The following is a 23281-nucleotide window of genomic DNA, read 5'->3' on the forward strand; positions in this document are numbered from 1 at the left end:
TTAGCCTCCTTTGCCAGAATGCGGATCTTTGCCGTAACCTGGGTAGAAAATCGTGTTGTCCGTATCGCCCGGTCCCCAGAAAATGCGCGACGGTGTTGGTCGCGCAGTAGGTTCGACCTCAACTTCCCTGAAATAACGAGCATTAACAGTATTCATGTCTTGCGTTGACGGCCATTGCTGGGTCGGTGTTTCATTCGGGTGGACATGGCCAATTAAACGCGAATCACGCGGCACGGCGCTAGTCCAAGCATCACCGCTATACAGTTTCTTAACTAGCTTTCCGTCTACGCGCTCCGTCGTCAGGGAGAATTCTACCTTGCGGCCACCTAACGTGCCCAGTTCATAAATATCGCCAAAGCGAACCGTGCGATCGGTAACAATTACGCCTTCTGTTCCCGGCAGGGCACCAGAGGCGCGCAGATCTGCGATCGAAGCATGGCTCCCGAGGCCTTCCGTGCGTTCAAAGTGCGTACCAGGCCGGCCTCCAGCTTGTGCTGTCAGATCGGGGCCGACAGTTCCCCGGTATGCCGCAAGGCGAGACGAGATAGCGTCGTCAATTGCTGTGCTAGCCGCGGCTTCCCGCGCCAACATCGCACTTCGGACGTCGTCAGGAACCGGCCCCAGCCTCGAATGCCCTGGCCACTCACCCCAAGTCTTATCCTGCTTCGACGTATTGGTCGACGCTCCAAGTCCCATCAAGTTCTCTTTAAGGTTAATAACCTCAAGAACCTGTGCAGGCGGCAGTTCTGACAATCCCGGCCTACGAATAATACTGTCGAATGCAATGATATGGTCGGCCTGGAAGCGAGTTACTGGGTAACCATAAACCGGATCAACTTTCGGCCCGGTTCCTGTATTTACATAATCGCGTCCCGCATCGTTGGGTGACTTTTTGCGGTAATACGCTATCTCGTCCTCCGTAAATGCAGTCTTGCGAGGACCAACGAAAGTATCGTCGCCATGTCCTTGCGCCAATAGATCCATTTCCCTGTTGCCAGCACCGGACCGCGGAGGTTCCACTGGCGAGTGCACTGGCAACTCACGCGAACTAAGTACTTTGAAATTCTTCTCTCCCAAGAACTGAACCTGTCCAGCACCACCAGGCGCTCTTTCGAGTGGCCCCACTACACCGTCGCGGACGTGATGGGGCTGTGTCGACTCGTAGGTCATTTCAATAGACACATCGTCCTTGAACTGTTTAAGAATAGCCAAGTCGTTACGCGCAAATTCTTGACTTGGAATTGGATCGCGGGTGGCCCACTTGCCCGCAGCCGGCACGCCACGTTGCAATGCATCGGCTTGACCCTGGCTTACAACCTGGCGGTACTGGGTACCGGCCGGATCGATTCGCTCGACTACTTCTGTGCCCTTCATCCACGCCGGCTGCATGCCCGCCGCTTCCATCTCGGCATTCACCGTTTCGGCGGTCGTGCGGCGTACAATTTCTGCTTCGTGCTTAGCCATGTTGTTCACTGAAGCACCATGCTCCGCTACACGTGGCAACGACTCACTGCTCGAACCAGACAATTTCACCGACTCCTGAACAGCGACTGCCTCACGACGTCCTGCGATACCGGCCTGACGTTCGATCAATTGACGCTGAGGCAACGCCGACAACAAATCGTCGGACGAAACGCGGGATGGCATCGTCGGCTCTATACGTGGCGCAGAGCCGACAGGAATATCTGCCTCCGCCGATTGCGAACGTCCTACATAGACATCCGGCGCAGCATCCGCATGCGCGGTCCGTGGTGCAGGACCTTCCGGTACATGCAGCCCGCGGCGACCAGCCAAGATGGTTCCCAGGGCATTGAAGCCCGCACTGGCCGCCACGTCGTTTGCCGTCAGTTCATCCTTCGCTCCCATAGCGGCTACATCCACCCCCAGTCCTGCCAGGGCCTGGACTTTATCCCCGGAGAGAGCATTCAGCGAGCTGGCAAGTCGGCCTTCGCCCTCCATCAGGCGGCCAATGGCCTGTTCTGCGCGGCCAATGGCGCCGCCGAGCGGAGCACCTTGCCGCGCCATCCTGCCGGCAGCCGTGGCGTTCAAGCCACCACCAATAGCGATGGCAGCCAGATCGATACCGACGCTAGCCAGGGCGCTTTCAGTCGACGCGCCATGCTCGATCTTGGTGCTGGCGGAATTGACTGACTGCAGGGCACCAAAGCCGATGCCTCCAATACCTGTCGGAATCGTCGCCACGGTGACCGCAATACTGCCGGCCATATGAACTCCTTTTGCGTAACTATCCTGGCGGATCGGCTGGAACCGCTCGTCATTGCGCAAATCGGTGGCTGCGCCGAAGATGTTGTCGGCCATCTCCGTATTGCCGGTTGCGGCAACGACGCCGCCGGCCAGGACCATCGCGCCGCTGGCTGCATTGTTCACCGCAGTACGCACGCCCTGAACAAACAGGTGCGTCGTGGACTGCACCGCTTCCAGCTTCTCGAACTGCTCCACTTTCTCATGGCGGTAATCGCCATCGACGGCCAGGCGTGCACTGCCGATCGTGGCGTCGCTTGCCACGTCAGTCACCTTGGCTAACGTGTAGATCGCAGTACCCAGCAAAGGCGACTTGTCGCCCGCCTGATCAGCCCATGTGTACAACTGTTTGACGCCTGCATCCCTCGCATCGCTGAGGTTTTGCATCAGGTCGGCCACTGGGCTCTTCGATTTTTCCGCATAATCAGCCACCTGCTTCATGCTGCTCGAGAGGTCGCTGCCGGTCACCGCATCGATCGCCCGCGTGACATCCAGAGCGGCGCGGGTGCTGCTCTTGATCGAGTAGTCCAGGCCTTCCTGCACCTTGGTCAAGCCGGCCTCAAGTATTTGCGGTGCGGCATTCGTCAACAGGACGCTACGATCGTTGCCAGATTTCACCAGCAACGTATCGACAAACTGGTCCAGCATGGCGCTGCCGCGACGTTCGGCTTTCTCGCCGTTCCATGCTGCGACTGCGGTTTCACCTGCATGTACCACTTTGGAAGCGACGTCGACATAGTTGGCGGCGGCCAGCGTGGCCGTATCGCCGACATATCGTTTCGCCACCTCCACTTTCTGCGCGCCGTCGGCATACGCCGTCTGCGCGGTGCCTTTGACGGTGTAGGCCGCATCGACTACCTTCGCTTTCAGGCCGTAATACAGGTAGGAGCCGAAGTTAGTGGCATTGTCCTGCTCGCGCAGCGCGCCGTTCACGGCCGCGTTATGCTCGACAGCCGTGGCATCGGCAGCGCTGTAGTCTGCCCGGATTTCGGCGCGCGGCTGTGCGACCGGAGCCTGAGACTGCGCTTGCTGAGCAGGGGCTGCCTGCTGCACTTGCTGGGTTTTCGTTGCGTTCAGGTCACGCTGTCGCTTCTCCTCGGCCAGGATCTGGGCTTGAATGCGAATTGCACTTTCGCCGGCGATCATCTGGCCGGCATAGCGGCTAAATTGCTTGCGAGTGTCTTCATCGCTAAACAGCGATTCCGCAACATCACGCGCCATCATCAGCGTGTCCTTGCCTTCCTTCAGCTCCCAGGCCTGCTTGCCGCGGGCACCGTTCAGCACGGTATCGAGGGCGTAACCGGCACGGGTATTTTCCTTGCCATAAGCTTCGCCAGCCAAGCCGAGCGCCGTGTCGCCGCGCTCAACCTTGTGCACCGTGAACAGGTCGTCTTCTCGTTTGAGGACCTCCCTGCCCCATGCATTTGCTGCTTCGGCAACTTGTGCAGGTGTCCAGTTCGGATGCTCTTTTCGAAGCGAGAGCGCTTTTTTCAAAGCATCATCGCCCATCTTGCTCTTGTCGACTTCTTGCGCTGCCGCTTGTGGCGTGCCTTCCGCGTCTGGGCCCTGTGGCGCCTGCTGATCCACGCCAGGTGTTACCACGTCCGCAGCCGGGACGCCATTGAGACCGGCGCCGGGCTTCATATAGCCAGGCAGCCCAGCCAAGCCCAACTGACCGAGCTCCAACTCTTCCTGGGTAGGACCGTACAGGGCCGCCTGATTGTTATAGACCGTCGGTTTGGCAGGTTTCGCCGCTTGCGTCGCCGCATCTTTCTTCGCTTTGTCAGCCGCGACTAGCTTATCAAACGCAGCTGCAGTCCCCTCCTTGATGTCCGTCTGGTAGGCGCGCGATGCCGCACCACCACCTGCGGAGGCTGCTGCGCGGGTATCGCGACCCGCCCATTGCGCGAACGCGCTGCCCAGGCCGGAACCGACTGCTGTAACAATGTTCTCCAGGATGTTGCTGCTGCTGAAGCCCTGGCCGGTGAAAATGCTGTTGTGGAGGTTGTTGCTGTCCAGGCGTTGGCCGTCTGGGCCGGCGACCTCCCAAGGCAACTTGATGTCGGTGCCTGCGATCTTGCCGTCTGCATTGACCACGCCGCGCGAGCTGGCGAATTGTCCCTCGGCCGTAACCTCTTCGGCGTTGATGCCCACCGCAGCAAATGCGCTGCGCGACATCTGGCCGACGATGCTGCCCACCGCGCCGCCGATGGCGCCAGCCAGCGGATCCTGATGGCGCAGCCTTGCCAGGCCGGCGCCCACTACGGACTCGGCCAGCACATTCGACAGGCCGGTACTCCATTTCTCGTTGACCTTCGAATTGATGTAGTTGCCCACCTCGGTGATTGCCACCGAACGCCAGTCAACCTTGCCGGTTTCGACCAGTTGGGTGGTCACGCTGGATGTCACAGACTTGGCAGTCTTACGCAGGAACTCGTTGGCGGCATCGCTGCCGGCGATATCAACGTTCTTCAGCAGGTCGCCGACCGCCGAGCTGGCGGCCGCTGCGACGCCGGATGCAGCCACCGAGCGCCAGTTGAAGTTCTTCTGCTGGCCGAAGGCGATGCTGATGCCCTGCGTTGCCACGTTCGATGCCATTGCCGTCAGGCCGGTATTGATCGCGGTGGACGGCGTCAGGTTGAACACGCCTGTGCCGCCGATGCCGGCTGCCACGCCGGAGCCGATAGCGCTCATGGCCACGCTCTTCCAGCTGAAGTGTTCCTGAATGCCGACCGCCATGCCAACGCCCTGGCTGACGATAGAGCCGATGGCGCCACCGATCATGGCCGCGCCCAGGCCGGCCATGCCGCCAGCACCGCCCAGCACGGCCAGGCCGGCGCTGAAGGTGGTTGCGCTGGCAGTCGCCGACAGCGACGCGCCCATCAGGCCAGCTGCCGCACCCGCGGTGTAGATCGTCACCACGATGGCAACGATGATCACCAGGATCTGCAGGAAGCCGCCGCACTTCTTGCCTTTCGGCGGTGGCGACTTCAGGTTCGGCAGCTTGCTGCCGACGATCTCGTTCTCGTTGTAGGTCTTGTGGGTCTGCGAGGTGATCGGCTCGGACTTGCCGTTGGACGGCACCACCAGCACTTGGCCAGCCTTCAGCTCCTCGGTGCCGGACAGGCCGTTGGCCTCGGCCAGCACGTACCACTGGCCTGGGTTGCCCCACAAGGTGTTGGCAATGCCCTGCAGCGTTTCGCCGCCCTTGACGGTGTAGCTGGAGGTCGCGCCGCCCGGGAAGTCCTTGCCGTAGTTCTCGAACAGGGCGTAGTTCTTGGTATCGATCGCGGTGTACGCGCCGCCCTGGATCGCGGTGCCGGTTTCGGCCACCGGATTGCCCTGGGCGTAGACATAGTCGATGCGGTCGCGCGCGCCGTCCTTGCCGTTGTCGTGCCACTTGGCGACGATGTGGTCGTCGTTGTCGTAGACGTAACGGGAGATCTCGTCACGGTCCTGGCCATCGCCGCGGCCCTGGTTCATCATCACCAGCTTGTCGTTGGCGTTGTAGGTGAAGGTCGCGTTGCCGCTGGCATCGCCGAAGGCGCGGATCGACCGCTCGCGGCCATCGCCGTAGTAGTCGTAGGTGTACTGGTAAGTCTTGGTCGACTTCGGCGTCACCGTGCGCATGGTGGTCTTGCTGACCTTTCCCGCCGCGTTGTACTGCTGCGAGAGTTCCTGGCTTTCGCTCTCGGTCTTGACCCATCCGGCCGGGCTGTAGCCCTTGTGGATGGCTTCCGCTGCGCTCATGCGGCGCAGGTCGAACAGGTGGCCGGTGATCGGCAGCGCGTTCGGATCAAAGTCGAGCTTCTTGAGCGTGTTGGTGTTGCTGGTCAGGTTGCCGTTCGACTGGTCGTAGGTCTTGGTCGCAGTGGACCAGGTCACGCCATCGCGCTTCTCGATGAACAGCGTGTTGTTGCCTGCAACGTCGTATTGCCAGATCAGCTCTTCGTCGCGCGACAGCTGCAGGGTACGGCCGCTCAGGGTCGCAAAGGCATCGGCATCGAAATCGACAATGCCGTTGTCCTGCGCGATCTTGGCCCAGCGGTTCGCATCGCGGTACTGGACGATGGCAATCGCCTGCAGCGCCTCGCGTACCGTCACGCTGGTGTAGACCGGATTGCCCATGTCGTCTTCGTGATCGGTGAAGCGCAGGTCGCTTTCGCTCACGGCGTAGGCATCGGGCTGCTTGACGCTGAGCGCCGTGGCAGGACGGTTATGGTCGTCGTAGGTGTAGGTGGTCACCACACCGCCGGCCGTGTAGGTGCTGCGGCGGCCTGCGGCGTCGTAGGTGTAATGGCCCACCACGGCATTGCTGTTGCGCAGCGCGATGACGCGGCCTGCACCATCGAAGTCGGTGCCATGGTCGACGCTGGTGCCGCCGCCATTGCCTTGCACCCGCACCTGGTTGCCCACTTCGTCGTAGCTGATGGTTTCTTCCAGGCCGGTGACGCTGTCCTTCCAGTACGTCATGCGGCCCAGTTCATCGAAGCGGTAGGCCAGCATGCGGTTATGGGTGGCGCTTTCGAAGTCGACCACGCCGGTGGTCTCCTCTTTCACGCGCTGGCCCATGATGTCGTAGCCGTAAGTGGTGCGCACGCCGGTGGCCAGGTCGAGGATCTCGACCAGGTGGCCGGCCTCGTCGTAGGCGCGGCGGATATTCTTGCCGCTGACGCTGGTCTGCGAAGTTTCGCGGCCGAAGTCGTCGTAGGTGTAGCTGGTGACGCGGCCGTCTTCGTCGATCGCGCGGCGCAGCTGGGCAAAGCCGCCGAACTGGCTTTGCTTGGTCTTGCCGTTGCCGTCGGTTTCCGCGATCAGGTTGCCGAATACGTCGTAGCTGCGGTAGCTGGTGGTGGCGATGTCCACCGAGCTGCCGTTGACACGGCGCCATTGGGTCACGGACTGCACGCGGCCCAGGCCGTCGTAACGCATCTCGATGCGGTGGCCGGACGGGTTGTTCAAGTCGTACGAGGCGGTGCGGTTGCCGCGGCCGTCGTAGCCGAACTGGTTGAAGCCCTGGCGCACCACGCGGCCCTGCGCGTCGTAGACGATAGGCGTGGTCTGGCCCACGCCGTCGGTCAGGGACGTGATGCGGCCCAGTGCATCGTAGCCGTACCTGGTCACCACGCCGCCGCCGTCGGTCTGCTCGACACGGTTGCCATGGCTGTCATAGCGCGACGTGCTGGTGAAGCCGCGTTCATCGGTGACCGCAATTTCGCGGCCCAGGTTGTCGTAGCTGAAGGACTTGCTGTGGCCCAGCGCGTCGGTCTGGCGCAGCAGGGTGCCCTGCACGTCGTATTCGCGGGTGCTGGTATTGCCTGCAGCATCGGTGCGCGACACCAGGTTGTTCAGGAAATCGTAGCTGGAACGGGTGACCGGACGGCGTGCGCTGCCCTCGCCGGATACCACGAAGGCGACATCCCACTTGGTCAGCTCGTTGCCGCGCAGGTCGTACTGCGAGTACGACACGGTCCCGTTGACGTTGCCCTTCTTGCCCAGGGTATGGGTGGCAACCGCATGGCCGGCGGCATCGACGTCGTACTCGCGCCAGATGCCATCGTTCTCGGTCGAGGCGATCTTGGCATTGAGCGCGTTGTAGCGCGTTTCGCTGAAGTAGCCGCTGTCGCTGGCCACCGCATCGAGCGCGCCGCCGGCCAGGCCGGTTTCCTCGCTGGCCAGCTGCATGCCCTGCAGGAAGTCGGCATTGCTCAATGGGCCGACGTAGGTGCCGGCGCTCATGGTGGCGCCGCTGATGCTGCCGCCGTCTTCGCCCGCCAGGACGATGTAGGACTCGCCGCTATGCAGGGTGTTGGCGTCGTCCGCCGCACGGTTCCAGTCGACGATCACTTCGCGGCCTTGCGCGTCCAGGTACCAGACCTTGTAGTCCAGCGACTTGGCCGGCAGCGGAATCTTCGCCACGGTGTGGTTGTACTGGCCGTTGCCCAGGTCCTGCATCAACTCGTCGTTGTCGAAGGCCACGCCGTTGCCGCTGCCGGTGCTGCGCCACGACAGGTGCAGGCCGCCCGTCACCAGCGCTGCTTCGCTCGGATGCAGCGTGGTGTTGAAGGCCAGGTTGTAGCCGCGTTGTTCCCAATGGCTGGTGTCCTTGCCTTGCGCGTCGGCCGAGACCACCCATTCCTTCCATTCGCTGGAAGTGGTGGAGGTGGTGTGGCTGGCCAGCACGCGGTTGGCGTAGTAGACCGCGGTGGCGCCGCTTGGGCTGCCGCTGGTGTGCACCAGCATGCGGCCTGCGTAGCGCTCCGCCACGACCGGCTGGCCCTGCACGATGACCAGCTGGTCGGTGCCGGCCGCCGGCGCCTCCCAGGTGGAGGCGTTGTACTGGCTGGACTTGCCCGCTTCGCCGGTCGGGGTGTAGACCAGGTGCTCGAGCACGACCTCGCGGCCGTCGGCGGTAATGCCGGTGATCTCGATCTCGTAAGCCTGGCCCACGGCCAGCGGCGCATCGGCGCCAATGGCCATCGCGCCGTTGGTGGAACCGTTCTGCGAGAACGGACGGTCGCTGCCCTGCACGCGCCACTTGGCCACGTACAGGTTGAACGCCAGGCCGCCGCCGTTGACTGACAGGCCCATGTTCAGCATCACGCCGCCCGGCTGCACGGATTCGTTCAGCGAAGTGCTGGTGCCCACGCGCTGGCCCGGCGCCTGGAAGGATTTCTCGCCGGTGCTGAACTGCACGCCGGCGGCATCCTGCCATTGCAGGCGGAAGCCCAGCTGGCCAGGGTCGCCGTTGACCGGCAGGGTGGTTTCGTAATAGCCGTCGCCAGCCAGCACCATCGGGCTGGCCGTGTTGGCGCCGCCATGCGGGCCGTAGAACAGGGTCGGCGACTGGCTGCCGGCGCCGAACTTGACGCGCACGCGCATGGTATTGGCATCAGGACGGCTGACCTGCACGTCGTCCACGGCAGGCGGCATCACCACCTTGCTCTCGCCGGTGTACACGCAGTTGCCCGCCACGTCCTGCGTGACGACGCGGTAGTACAGCGTGGTGCCCGCTGCCGGGCGTGGCAGCGCGGCGTGGCCGGAGCCCGCTTGCAGGTTGGTGCTGGTCTCGGTGCGGTTGGCGTAGCTGGCCGCATCGGCGTGCGAGACGGTGTCCCACACCACGTAGGACGCCATGCCGCTGGCGCCGGTGTTGTAGTCCAGCGCCAGGTCGTTGCCATCGACGCTGAGCTTGATGTCGCTGGCCGGAATCGCCTGGTTCTTCATTTCGCCGGTGTAGCGGAACACCACATTGCCGGCGGCATCGTAGAACTGGCGGCTGCCGCTGCCGTCCGGCTGCTGCACCTGCACGGTGCGGCCCATGCCGTCGAAGGCGCTCTTGACGGCGAAGCCGTCCTGGTCCTGCACCCAGCTGCGGTTGCCCACTGCATCGTACTGGTAGCTGCGGCGGGTATAGCCGTTGTAGCCCACGTTCAGCGTGTCGCCGGTGGCGCTGACCGAGACGCCGCCCAGGGCGTCGTCCTGGGTCGCCAGGCGGCCGCGCGCATCGTAGGAATACAGCGAAGCCTGGTCGGCCGGGTCGCTGGAGACCACGCCCAGCAGGGCGCCGTAGTTGTTGGCCAGGGCGCTGGCGTTGACGCCGTCCGCCACAGGGCGCGCGAAGTGCACGCTGCGCGTCATGCGGCCCTGGGCGTCGTAGTTGAACAGCGACAGGCCGCGATGGCTGTCGATGCTGCCGATCATGCGGTTGCGGCTGTCGTAGTAGTAGTACTCGACCGCTTGCTGCGCCGTGCCGGCTGCCATGGTCTTGGCCAGCACATTGCCGGCCTTGTCATAGGTGTAGCTGGTCACGCGCGCCTGCAGCGACACGGTGTTGGTGGCCGGGTCGGTCACTTCCACGGCCGGATCGCGCTGTTCGAGCAGGCGGTTGGCCAGGTCGTATTTGTAGCTGGTCACGGCCACCTTGCCGGCCGGCGCCGCCGGGACGCTGGCGGCGCTCAGGCCCGCCGTCGCCAGCGGGGTGGCGTAGACGCGCTTCTGCAGCACGTTGCCGCTCTTGTCGTAGTCGAACTGGGTCAGGTAGCCCATGGAGTCGACTTGCGCCGTCAGGCGGCCCAGCGCGTCGCGGTAGCTGAAGGTGTGGCCGCCGTCGATGCCGTCGTTCTGCACCAGGTTGCCCCAGGCGTCATAGGCGTTATGTTCTTCCGGCGTCACCATGGCCGTATTCACGGTCGGGTCGTTGCCGGCCGTGTTGGACAGGCTGCCCAGGCTGACCTGCGGGTAGACGGTGCGCAGTACGCGGCCGTTGATGTCGTGCTCGTACTTGTAGAGGCGCACTTCGCCTGCCGGCGCGGCCGGACGCTGCGCCGGGTTGTGGGCGGCGGCGGCCAGGCGCGTCATGTACAGGCGCTCGGCAACCTGGTTGCCGAAGCCGTCGTACTCGAATTCATGCAGCACGTTGTCGCCGTCGATCTGGGCCACCATGCGGCCCTTGGCGTCGTAATAGCTGGTGGTCGGCAGGCCGTTGGCATCCGTCACCTGTACCACGTTGCCCAGCGAGTCGTAGCGCACGGTGGACTGTGCGGTGCCGAAGCTGCTGCCGTTGGCGATGGAGAACTGCTGGGTCGCCGCCACGGTTGCAGTGATGCGGCGGTTGTTGCGGTCATAGGTGTAGGTCTTGAGGCCTTCCTTGCCCGATTCGGTGGCCACGTTGCCGGCCGCGTCGTAGGTATAGGACTGCACGACTCCGCCCATGCCGTCGCGCACGAAGGCCAGGCGGCCATTGCCGTTGTACTCGTAGCTGCTGCGGCGGCCTTCGCCGTCGGTGGTTTCGATCACGTTGCCCAGGTCGTCGTACTTGCTGGACTGGGCCACGCGCAGGCCGTTCGGGTCGAACACGGTGCTGGTGCGGCGGTTGTCCAGGTCGTAGCCGTAATTGGTCACGCGCACCGGCTCGCCGGCATAGGCCAGCGACTGCTGCACCTGGTTGCCCACGATGTCGTAGGCATAGGTGGTCACGCCGCCGTCGAAGCCGGCCTGGCGCAGCAGGCGGTTGCCCTTGTCGTAGGCGTAGTCGGTGGTGCGCGCCGAAGCAGTGCCGGCATGCTCCACCTGCTGCAGGCGGTTGCCCGCGGCATCCAGCACGTAGCTGGTGCGGAAACCGTCCGGCGTGGCCAGCAGGGTCTGGCGGTTCGCCAGGTCGTACTCGGCCAGCTGCACGCGGTCCATGGCGCTGGCCGCCACGGCCGGCGGCTGGGCCGGATCGAGGGCGCCGTGCCAGGCGTTGGCGAACTGGGTCACCGCCAGGCGGTTGCCCGCGAGGTCGTAGGTGATCTTGCTCAGGTAGCCCATGGCGTCGACCGTGGCCACCAGGCGGTTGCCCTGGTCGTACCAGTTGGTGGTGACGTTGCCCAGGCCATCCTTGGCGCTGATGCGGTTGCCCACCTTGTCATAGGTGTACTCGGTGCGGTTGCCTTCGCCGTCAATGAGGGCCGTTTCGCGGCCGTCCAGGTCGAACTCATGGCGCACGCCGGCGCCGCCGGCGCTGGTGGCGGCTTCGTTGCCCGCTGCATCGTAGGTATGGCTGGTGGTGACGCCGCCTTCCGTTTCGCTGATGACGCGGCCGTTGCCGTCGTAGGCATACAGCTTGGTGGTCGCGGCGCCGAAGCGGTTTTCGTGGGTTTCCTGGGTTGGCTTGTCCAGCTGGGCGCTGCCATACTCGTAGGTCACCACGGCGCCTTCCGGCGATTCGGTGCGGCGCAGGCGGCCTTCGGAATCGTAGCTGTAAAGCGTGGTGCGCGCGGCAGCAGTGCCGGCGCCCGCCGTGACAGCGCGGCGGTTGCCGAAATGGTCGTAGGCCGTGGTGGTCACCATGCCCATGGCGTCGGTCGCCGCCACCACGCGGTTCAGCGCGTCGTAGGCCAGCTTGACTTCGGCCGGACGGGCATGTGCCGCCAGCGCTGCGTCGTAGCCGGCATCGCCAGGCTGCAGCAGGTATTGGCCGCTGACGGCGGCAATGCGGTTGCCGAACAGGTCGTAGCTGGCCGTGGCGGTATAGCCCAACTGGTCGGTGCTGGACACCAGGCGGCCCATGATGTCGTACTGGCTGCGGGTGCTGCGCGCGTCGCTGCCATCGGCACGCGACAGCGTGCTGGAGGTCAGCTTGCCGTCGATGTTCCAGGCCTGGGTGGTCAGCGCGCCGGCCGCGTCGAGCGCGGTCAGCAGGCGATCCTTGACGTCGAAGGTCTGCACGGTGCTGCGGCCTTCGGCGTCGGTGATGCGCACGCGGTTGCCGTAGCCGTCCAGCTGGTAGCTGGTGGTGAAGCCCATCGGGTCGGTGACGCTGGTCAGGCGGCCGTCCAGGTCGTAGGCGTAGCGGGTATGGCGTTCGCTGCCGGCGACACCGGCCGCTTCCACCGTCTCCACCAGGTTGCCGGCGCCGTCGTAGCGGAACTGCGTGACGTTGCCGCTGCCGTCGGTGCTGCTGTCGACGCGCTTGTCCGCATCGTAGTGGTACTGCGTGCTGTGCGACTGGCCGGCGTTGCTGGTAGTGATCCTGTTACGGTTGCCGAAGGCATCGTACTCCATGGTCGTCGACTCATCGCGGAAGCCGTCGTTGGAGGTCCTGATCAGCTGGCGGTTGCCGTCGTACTGGAAGTGCCTGGTCCGCGCCTGCGTCAGGTCGTCCGACACGGTGCTTTCCACCACCAGGTTGCCGACCGCATCATAGCCGCGCTGCGTGCGCTGGCCCAAAGGATTGACCTCCAGCGCCAGGCGGTGCATGAAGTCGTACTCGTAGCGCGTGACGCGCACCTCCGGCGTGCCGGCGCCTTCGCTGGCGCTCAGCAGGTTGCCCATGCTGTCGTAGGTGAACTCGGTGCGCTTGCCGATCGCGTCGGTTTCGGAGGTCTTGCGGCCCAGCAGGTCGTAGCTGTAGCTGGTGGCGCGCTCGTTCGCCGTTCCGGCGAATTCCGCCACCTGGACGCGGTGGCCCAGCAGGTCATAGGCGAAACTGGTCACGCTGCCATCGACGCCAGTGCTGGACAGCATGCGGCCCATGATGTCGAACGAAGCGGACGTGGTGCGGCCCGCGTCGCCCGCCGCCGCTTGCGGCAGCGCGCCGTTGGCCGGCAGCGCTACGGCCTGGCCGTAGCGCGTCGAGGACACCACGTTGCCGGCCGCGTCGTAACGCTGCGTGCTCAGTTGGCCGGCAGCGCTGCGCTCGGCCACTTGCCGGTTCAGCGCATCGTAGTAATAGCTGGTCTTGGCCGTGGTGCCGGCCAAGTCGATCTGCTGGTGCTGCTCCAGCACGTTGCCGACCGCGTCGTTGACGAAATCGGTGCGCCAGCCGTTGCCGTCCACCGTCGACACCACGCGGTTGGCCGCGTCGTAGGCGCTGGTGGTGGTGAAGCCGCCGCGCGCCACGCTGATCTGGTTGCCGACCGCGTCGTAGCCGTAGCTGGTGGCGAAACCATTGGCGTCGGTGTGTTCCACCAGGCGGCCGTCGGCATCGTAGCGGTACTGGTTGTGCTTGCCGAGTTCATCCGACTTGTCGGTCAGGTTGCCCGCGGCGTCATAAGTGTAATTGACGGACTGGGTCCAGATCACGTACTCGCGCTTCAGGCGGTTGGCGTAATCGTATTCGTAGTTGCGTTCCAGGCCGAGCGCATCGGTCTTCTTGCTGACATTGCCGACCTCGTCGAACTCATAGCGCGTGGTGCCGCCGAGCGCGTCGGTCTCGCTGGTACGGCGGTTGTTTTCGTCGTAGGTCCAGCTGGTCTTCACAGCCAGCGCGGTGCCGGCGCCGAGCACGCGCTCGGTCTCGTTGCCCACCGCATCGTAGGCATGGGTGGTGCGCACGCCGTCGGCGTCCTTCTGCAGCACCAGGCGGCGGTTGCCGTCGTATTCGAAGACGGTGGTGGCGCCGGCGGTGCTGGTGGCGGTCAGGCGGTTGCCCACCGCATCGTAGCTGAAGCTGGTCTTTTGGCCCAGCGCGTCGGTCTGCTGCAGCAGGTCGCCGCGCGCATTGTAGGCGTAGCCGGTGCGGCGGCCCAGCGCGTCGACCGTGGCGGTGCGGCGGCCCAGCACGTCGTACTCGTAGCTGGTGGCCTGGCCCAGGGCGTTGGTGCTGGACAGCTGGCGGCGCAGGCCGTCAAAGGTGGCGGTGCTGGTATGGCCGTTGGCGTCGGTGACCGAAGTCTGGTTGCCGACCGCGTCGTAGCCGTAGCTGGTGACGTTGGACAGCGGATCGGTGCTGGTGGCCAGGCGGTTCAGCGCGTCGTAGCTGTAGTTCCAGGTACCGATGCCGTCCGCGTGCGTCAGCGTGTTGCCGACCTTGTCGTAGGTCCAGCGCTGGGAGTGGCCGCTGCTGTCCTGCTGGGTGAGACGGCCGAGGCCGTCGTAGTAGTAATAGGTGGTGAAGCCGCGCGTATTCCTCATGGAAGCACGGTTGCCCAGCTTGTCGTACGTGAACCAGGTGGTGTGGCCCAGGGCATCGGTGACGCTGGCCACGCGGTTGTCGGCGTCGTAGGCGTAGCTGGTGGTGTGGCCGTTGGCATCGGTCACGCCGACGCGGTTGCCCACGCCGTCGTAGCTGAAGCGGGTTACATTGCCCAAGGCGTCGGTGCTGCTGTCCTGGCGGTTCAGCGCATCGTAGCTGGCCAGCGTTGCGAAGCCGGCCGCGTCGACCGTGCGCAGGCGGTTGCCGTTCTGGTCGTACTCGTAGCGGGTCACGCCGCCCATCACGTCGGTCGTGCTCAGCAGGCGGTTGTCGGCGTCATAGGTATGGCTGGTGGCGTTGCCGGCAGCATCGGTTTCCTTGACCAGGTTGCCCAGCGCATCGTATGCGTAGCTGCGCTTGCCGCCCAGTGCATCGGTCTCGCCCACGACACGGCCCAGGCCGTCGTAGCTGTAGCGCGTGACGTTGCCGTTGGCGTCGGTCTGGCTGGTCACGTGGCCCAGGGCGTCGTACGCGAAGCGGGTCACGCCGCCCAGCGCGTCGGTGACGCTGGTCTGGCGGCGCAGCGCGTCGTAGCTGTAGCTGGTCGTGTTGCCGTTGGCGTCGGTGCGGCTGAGGCGGTTGCCCACCGCGTCCACCGTATAGCTTTCCTCGTTGCCGAGAACGTCCTTGGTGCGCACCAGCGCGCCGGCCTGGTTGTAGTAGTAGCTCGTGTACTTCTGGTTGGCATCGCGGACCTGGCTCAGGTTGCCAACACCGTCGTAACTCGTTTCGGTGTAGTTGCCCAGCGCGTCGATGACACTGACGCGGCGGTTCAACTTGTCGTAGCCATACTTCGTCGTGTTGCCGCGGGCATCCTGGACGCTGGTGCAACTGCCGTTGGCGTCGTAGCCGTACCTGGTCACATTGCCCAGGGCGTCGGTCTTGGTGCTGACGCGGTTGTCGGCATCGTAGGCCAGCGTCGTCACGTTGCCGCGGGCATCGGTGATGGCGACACGGTTGCCGGCCACATCGTACGCGTACGACACAGCAGCGCCCATGGCGTCGGTCTGCTTGACCAGGCGGTTGTCGCCGTCGTAGGCGAACAAGGTGCGGCCGCCGGCGGCATCCTGCGCCGCCAGGCGGTTGCCGACCGCATCGTACTCGTAGCTGGTCTCGCCGCCCAGGGCATTGGTTTCCTTCAGCAGGCGGCCCAGCAGGTCGTAGCTCCAGCGCGTGCTGAAGCCCAGCGCGTCGGTGCTGCTGGTTTCCTGGCCGGCGGCATCGTAGACGTGGGTGGTCACGCCGCCCATGGCGTCGGTCTCCTTCAGCAGGCGGCCGGCGGCATCGTAGCTGTACTCGGTGCGCGCGCCGTTGGCGTCGACCATGGCGGTGCGGTTGCCCAGGATGTCGTACTCGTAAGTGGTGACATTGCCCAGCGCGTCGGTCTTGCTGATGACGCGATTGCCTTTGTCGTAGGCATAGGTGCAAGGGTTGCCATTGCCGTCGCGGACGACGATCCGGTTGCCGAAGGCATCGAGCTCATAGGACTGCTGGCGCTCGTTGCCTTCGCGGAAGTCGGTCTCGACCAGGCGGCGGTCGGCGTCGACGCTCTGGCCGAAGTAGGAGCCGGTGCCGTCATAGGTATAGCGGCGGTCGCCATTCTTGTCGTAGGCGTGCTGGATCTTGTTGCCCAGCGCGTCGGTGACCATCAGCAGGCGGTGTTCGCCGTCGTACTGGTAGGTCGTGGCATTGCCCAGGGCATCGGTGACCTTGACCAGGTTGCCGACCGCGTCGTATTCGCTGCGCTGGACGTTGCCTTCCGCGCTGCGGCTGAGCACCTGGCGGTTGTTGGCATCATACTCATAGCTGGTGGTATGGCCGTTGGCGTCGGTAACGCTCAGGCGGTTGCCCACTGCGTCGTAGGTGTTGCCGCTGATGCCGCCCAGGGCATCGGTGGTGGACGTCACACGACCCAGGGCGTCGTAGGCGCTCCTGGTGACGCCGCCCAGCACGTCGGTCACGGCAACGCGCTGACCCAGCACGTCATAGCTGTAGCTGCTGGTCTGGCCCAGCACGTCGGTTGAGGACAGCAGCAGGTGGCCTTCGTCGTAGGTGTAGCTGACGGCATTGCCCTGTGCATTGACTTCGCGCACCAGGTTGCCGACCGCGTCGTACTCGCGGGTCGAAATGCCGCCCAGGCTGTCGACGCTGCGCACCAGGCGGTTCAGCGCGTCGTATTCGTAGGCCGTGACCTGGTCGTGCGCATCGTCGGCCAGCGGCAGGTCGATGCGGAAGCTGTCGCGGTCGCCCCACCATGGGTCCGGCAGCTGGCCGTCGACCTTGTTGGCATAGCGGGTCTGGCGCACCATGTTGCCGTTTTCGTCGTATTCGTAGTGGGTCAGGTAGCCCAGCGCCGACACGCTGTCCGTCAGGCGGTTGTTGTCGTCGTAGAAGTAGCGCGTGGCGTTCTGCAGCGCGTCCGTGCGCATCAGCACGTTGCCGTTACTGTCGCGCGTGAGATTGTCGCTCAGGCCATCGGTGCTGTCGTGCCCGCTCACCCGGCCGACCTGGTCATACCAGGTGCTCTTCCAGTTGTCGAGGGCATCCGTGACGCGCGACACCTGGTGGTGTTCGCGCACGTCGAACCTGGTGACATTGCCCAGCGCGTCGGTATGGCTGATGCGGTCATCGGCCGCATCGTAAGCATTGGTCGAGGTATGGCCGTTGGCGTCGGTCGTGCTGGTCAGGTTGCCGACCTTGTCGTAACCGTAGGTGGTGGCGCCGCCCAGGGCATCGGTGGTCTTGACCAGGCGGTCCAGTACATCGTAGGCATAGGCAGTGCTGTTGCCGGCGCCGTCGGTGGTGCTGGTACGGTTGCCGTTGACGTCGTAGGCGTAGCGGGTCACCGTGCCGCGTGCATCGGTTTGCTCCACCAGGCGGTTGTCGGCGTCGTACACGCTGGCCGTGGTGCGGCCCAGCGCATCGGTGGTGCCGATGCGGTTGCCCTTGGCGTCATAGCGGTACTGCGTCACGCCGCCCAGGGCGTCGGTGCTGCTGACCAGGCGGTTCAACAGGTCGTAGGTGTAGCGCGTGGTATTGCCGCGCGCGTCGGTCGAGGCGACCATGTTGCCGTTCGCGTCGTATTCGCTGCTGGTGGCAAAGCCCATCGGGTCGGTGCTGCCGATGCGGCGGTTCTCCTTGTCGTAGCTGTACGACGTCATGCGGCCGCGCGCATCCGTGACCATGGTGCGGTTGCCGGCGTCGTCGTAACGGTATTCGACCCGCCTCCAGTCTTCGTTGCGGTAGCCGACCAGGCGGCCTGCCGCGTCATGGGCGTAGCCGCCGTCCTTGTTCTCGGCTTCGTCGTAGTTGCGATAGAGATTGGCCTGGTGGATTGCGTTATAGGTATAACGCTCGCGTTCCTCCCAGTAGTCCCAGTTGCCGTTGTCGCGCAGCAGCGTCGAGCGGGTCATGCGGTGCAGCGGATCGTATTCGTACTCGCGGACATGGCCGTTCGCATCTTCGACCCGGGTGCGGTTGCCGCCGGCGTCGTACTCGTAGCGCGTCTCGCCGCCCAGGGCATCGGTGGCCAGCAGCAGCTGGTTGATCGCATCGTAGGCATAGGTGGTCACCGCGCCGTTCGGGCGCGTGCGGCTCAGCTGGTTGCCGACGGCGTCATAGGTGAAGGTGGTGGCGGCACCCAGCGCGTCGGTGCTCGCTACCATGCGATACAGCTTGTCGTAGGCGTACTGGGTGATGCCGCCGGCTGCGTCGGTCTGGCTCAGCACATTGCCAACCGCGTCATAGGTGGACGAGGTGACACCGCCCAGGGCGTCGGTAGTGCCGACCAGGCGGTTCAGTGCGTCCCAGCGCTGCAGCGTGGTCGCGCCGCGCGGATCGGTGGTGCTGACCAGGTTGGCATTGGCGTCGTAGGCATAGGTCGTGACATTGCCCAGCGCCGAGGTCTGGCTGATGCGGCGGTTCGCGGCATCATAGGCGAAGCTGGTCTCATTGCCGTTCGGATCGATGGAAGCGGTCATGTTGCCGTTCGCATCGTATTCGTATTCGGTCGGCGCCAGGCCGCCATGCGATTCGCTCGCCACGCGGTCGCACTCGTCGAACGTGCGGTTGATGGTGAAGTGCAGCTCCATGTCGTCGACGCCGCCACCCTCTTCGCCGCCCCAGATCTGCTCGTAGTAGCGGTCTTCGAAGATGATGTTGCCCACGCCGTCGTAGCCGTAGTCGGTCACATGGCGCGGCCCGTAGTGCGGCTCTTCCCAATCACCGCCGTAGGACAGTGCGCCAGGAACCAGCATCGCCTCGCCGCCGGCCCTGGTCAGCGTCAGGGATTCGCCCCAGCCGGGGGTATGCATCATGTGCTCTTCGCGTACCAGGCGGTCGTTGGCGTCGTAGTGATAGAACGTCTCGTAGCCGAGCGGATCGTCCTTCTCGATGCGGTTGCCGACTGCGTCGTAATAGTAGTAAGTCGTATTACGGTTGGCGTCGTATTCCCGGATCATCCGGTGCAGCGCATCGTAATGGAACTCCGATACGTTGCCGTTCTTGTCCTCCACGCTGATGCGGTTGCCCACTTCGTCGTAGGCGTAGCTCTCCTTGTTGCCCAGCGCGTCGACCAGCGTTGCGACGCGGTTCAGCGCATCGAAGTGGTATTCGGTGGCGTTGCCGTTCTTGTCGGTGATGCTGGTGCGGTTGCCGTTGGCGTCGTAGGTGTAGCTCTCGGTATGGCCCAGGGCGTCGGTGGTCGACAGCAGCTGGCTCAGCGCGTCGTAGCTGAACCTGGTCACATTGCCGTTGCGGTCCACCGTTTGCAGCATGTTGCCGGCCGCGTCGTAGCTGCTGGACACCGTATGGCCCAGCGGGTCGGCGGACAGCAGCAGGCGGTCGCTGGCATCGTATTCGAAGGTGGTGACGCCCCCGTTGCGGTCGGTGTAGCGCGTGCGGTTGCCGGCGGCGTCATACTCCACCTTGTCCGCATAGCCTTTCGGATCGGTGGTTTTCACCACGCGGTTGACGGCGTCGTACTCGTAGGTCGTGGTGTGGCCGTTGCCGTCGGTGCGCGCAATGCGGTTGCCTTCGGCGTCGAACTCGAGTTTGGTGGAGTAGCCCATCGGGTCTACCTTCTCCACCTGGCGGTTGACGGCGTCGTACAGGAACTGGGTGCGGTGGCCGTTGGCGTCGATGCGCGCGGTCAGGTTGTAGACCGCGTCGTATTCCTGGCGGGTGTGACCGTCCAGCGCGTCGATCGTGTCGACCAGGTTGTACACCGCATCGTAGACGTACCTGGTGGTGAACCCCAGCGCATCGGTGGTGCTGACGCGGTTGCCCACGGTGTCGTAGGCGTGGGTGGTCGCGTTGCCCAGCGCATCGACCTGCTTGACCATGCGGTTCAGCACATCGTAGTCGAAGCTGGTCTTGTTGCCGTTGCGGTCCGTGGTGCTGGTGCGGTTGCCCAGCACGTCGTAGGTGTAGCTCTCCTTGTTGCCCAGCGCATCGGTCTGCTCAACCAGGCGGTTGTTCAGGTCATAGGCGAAGCGGGTCACGCTGCCAAGCTGGTTGGTGGCCGACGTCTTGTTGCCGACGGCATCCCAGGTGAAGGACTGGGTGGCGCCCATCGGGTCGGTCTGGCGCAGCAGCTGGCCCAGTGCATCGTATTCGTACTTGGTCACATGGCCGTTGCGGTCCGTGTTGCTCAGGCGGTTGCCGACCGCGTCATAGCTGCTGCTCGACACATTGCCCAGCGCATCGATGGTGCGCAGCTGGCGGCCGGCATCGTCGAACTCGTAGCGCGTGGTGTGGCCGTTGCGGTCGGTGTAGGCGATGCGGTTGCCGGCGGCGTCGTAGGTCGTGCTGTCGGCATTGCCATTGCCGTCCACGGTGCCAACCAGCTGGTTGACGGCGTCGTAGCTGAAGCGGGTTTCGTTGCCGTTGCCGTCGACCAGCGAGGTGCGGTTGCCCACTGCGTCATACTGGTAGCTGGTGCTGTTGCCCAGCGCATCGGTGACCGTGGTCAGTCGGTACACCTTGTCGTACTCGTAGTTGGTGCTGTTCTGTTCCGCATCGACCATGGTGATGCGGTTGCCGACGCCGTCATACACGTAGCGGGTCGATACCACGCGCTGGTAGGTCTGCTCGTAGCCCTGGTTCCAGTAGTGCTCGTCGAAACGGTCGAAGATGGTCTTGACCAGGCGGTTCAGCTGGTCGAATTCGTATTCGGTGGCATGGCCCTTGGCATTGGTGCTGCGCACCAGGTTGCCGTTGGCGTCGTACGCGTTGGCGGTGACGTTGCCCAGCGCGTCGGTGACGGTCACGACGCGGTTTTCCTCGTCGTAGGCGTAGGCGGTAACGCCGCCATTGCGGTCGGTCACGGACAGGCGGTTGCCCACAGCGTCGTAGGCATAGCTTTCGGTCTTGCCCAGTGCATTGGTGACGGCGACCAACTGGTCGTTGGCGTCGTAGGCGTAGGTGGTGGCCTTGCCGTTGCGGTCGACCAGGGCAATGCGGTTGCCGACGGCGTCGTACTGGTATTGCTCCATGTCGCCCAGCGCATTGGTGACGGACAGCAGGCGGCCGTCCGCATCGTAAGCGAAACTGGTGGTGTGGCCGTTGCGGTCGGTCACGGAGGTGCGGTTGCCGGCGTCGTCGTAGGCGTACTGCTCCGCCTTGCCCAGCGCGTCGGTCGCTGCAATCATGCGGCCGGCCGCGTCGTAGCTGTAGCTGGTCTGGTTGCCGTTGGCGTCGGTGACCGAAGTGCGGTTCACGCCGTCGTAGGCGTTGACGGTCTCCCCGCCCAGCGCGTCCTTGGTGACGGTCAGGCGGTTGATCTGGTCGTAGCTGTATTCCGTGCGGTTTTCGTTCCGGTCGATCATTGCGACGCGGTTGCCCACGCCGTCATATTCAAAGCGGGTCACCAGTTCTACCGTGTAAGGGTCCTGGTAGCCGGTGAAATGGCCGCTGCCGTAACCGTAGCCATAGCCGTAGCCATAGCCGGAATCGTCGCCGCTGGAGACAGCGAGGCTGTTCATGCGGAGCATTGGAGGCCAGCCGCCAGGAGGCGGCTCTTCCGGTTCGCCCGGTTCTTCCGGGAACTCCGGCTCTTCCGGTTCGGTCGGCGGTTCGATATCGGGATCGACCACCCACTTGATGTCGCCGGCGGCGCTGGTCACGCTGTTGCGGATCGCGATCAGGCGGTCGTCGGCGTCGTATTCGAAGTAAGTGCTGTTGCCGTGGCGGTCGGTCAGCTGGATGCGGTTGCCCACGCCGTCGTAGGAATACACTTCGAGATGGCCCAGTGCATCGCGGCTGCCGATCAGGCGGTTGCCGGCGTCATAGCTGAACTGGCGGGTGTGGCCGTTGCGGTCGGTGGCCGAGAGGCGGTTGCCGACTGCGTCGTAGGCGTAGCTTTCCTGCTTGCCCAGCGCGTCGGTACGGCTGGCCACGCGGTTCAGCTTGTCGTAGGCCTGCTGCGTGGTGTGCCCGTTGCGGTCGACCGTGCTCAGCAAGTTGCCCATCGCATCGTAGGCATAGCTTTCCTGCTTGCCCAGCGCATCGGCCATCGTGACCTTGCGGTTGGCGGCGTCGTAGCCGAAGGTGGTGCGGGCGCCGTTCTTGTCGCTCCGGGCCAGCATATTGCCAACCGCGTCGTACTCGAACTGCTCGCGGTGGCCCAGCGCGTCTTTTGCTTCCAGCAGGCGGTCGGCAGCGTCGTAGCTGAAGGTGCTACGGGCGCCGTTCTTGTCGGTAAAGGCCAGGCGGTTGCCGGCGCCATCGTACTCGAACAGTTCGGTGTAGCCGAGGGCATCCTTGCTTTGCACCAAGCGGTCGGCGGCGTCGTAGCTGTAGCTGGTGGCGTGGCCGTTCTTGTCGGTGAAGCCGGTGCGGTTGCCGACGCCGTCGTAGACGTAGGCTTCGGTGTAGCCCAGCGGATCGGTCAGCCCGGTCAGGCGGTTGTCCTTGTCGTAGACGTAGCTGGTGGTGTGGCCGTTGGCATCGGTGGAGGAAACGCGGTTGTCCACCTTGTCGTATTGCCAGCTGTTGCTGAAGCCCAGCGCATTCAGGCTGGACGTCATGCGGTTCTTGGCGTCGAAACTGTAACGGGTCGTGTTGCCGTTGGCGTCCTCGAGCGCGATGCGGTTGCCGACCTTGTCGTATTCGTATGCGGTCACGCCGTCCAGGGCGTCGATCACTTGCAGCAGGCGGTTGTTGGCGTCGTAGGCGCGGCGCGTGACGTTGCCGTTGGCGTCGGTCTGCGCCAGCAGGTTGCCCACTGCGTCATAGGCGTAATCAAAGCCGTTGTCCAGCGCATCCTGCTGGCGCACCAGGCGATGTTCGGCATCGTACTTGCTGCGCTTGGTGTGGCCATTGGCGTCGGTCACGGCAACCTGGTTGCCGACCGCGTCGTAGCTCATGGTGGTGGTGTTGCCCAGCGCGTCGGTGCTGCTCACCATGCGGCCAGCCAGGTCATATGCGTAGCGGCGGGTATGGTCGTTGCCGTCGGTCTGTTCCAGCAGGCGGCCCACGGCGTCGTAGGCGTAGCGGCTGGCATTGCCCATGGCGTCGGTCTTGACGACCAGGCGGTTGCCGGCGTCGTACTGCGACAGG

1 protein-coding gene (cut by a window edge) is annotated in these 23281 nt (G+C 64.5%); it reads right to left on the bottom strand.

Annotated elements, in window-relative coordinates; genetic code table 11:
• On the bottom strand, positions 1-23281 hold the 3' portion of the coding sequence (locus ACN9MU_RS30130) for a LysM peptidoglycan-binding domain-containing protein (protein ID WP_426343866.1). 9728 nt of this gene lie beyond the right edge of the window; 23281 of the gene's 33009 nt are visible here — the last part of the coding sequence; the start codon falls outside the window, past its right edge; it ends in the stop codon at positions 1-3.

It is taken from the genome of Pseudoduganella sp. R-32, assembly GCF_049913245.1.
GTDB lineage: Bacteria > Pseudomonadota > Gammaproteobacteria > Burkholderiales > Burkholderiaceae_D > Rugamonas.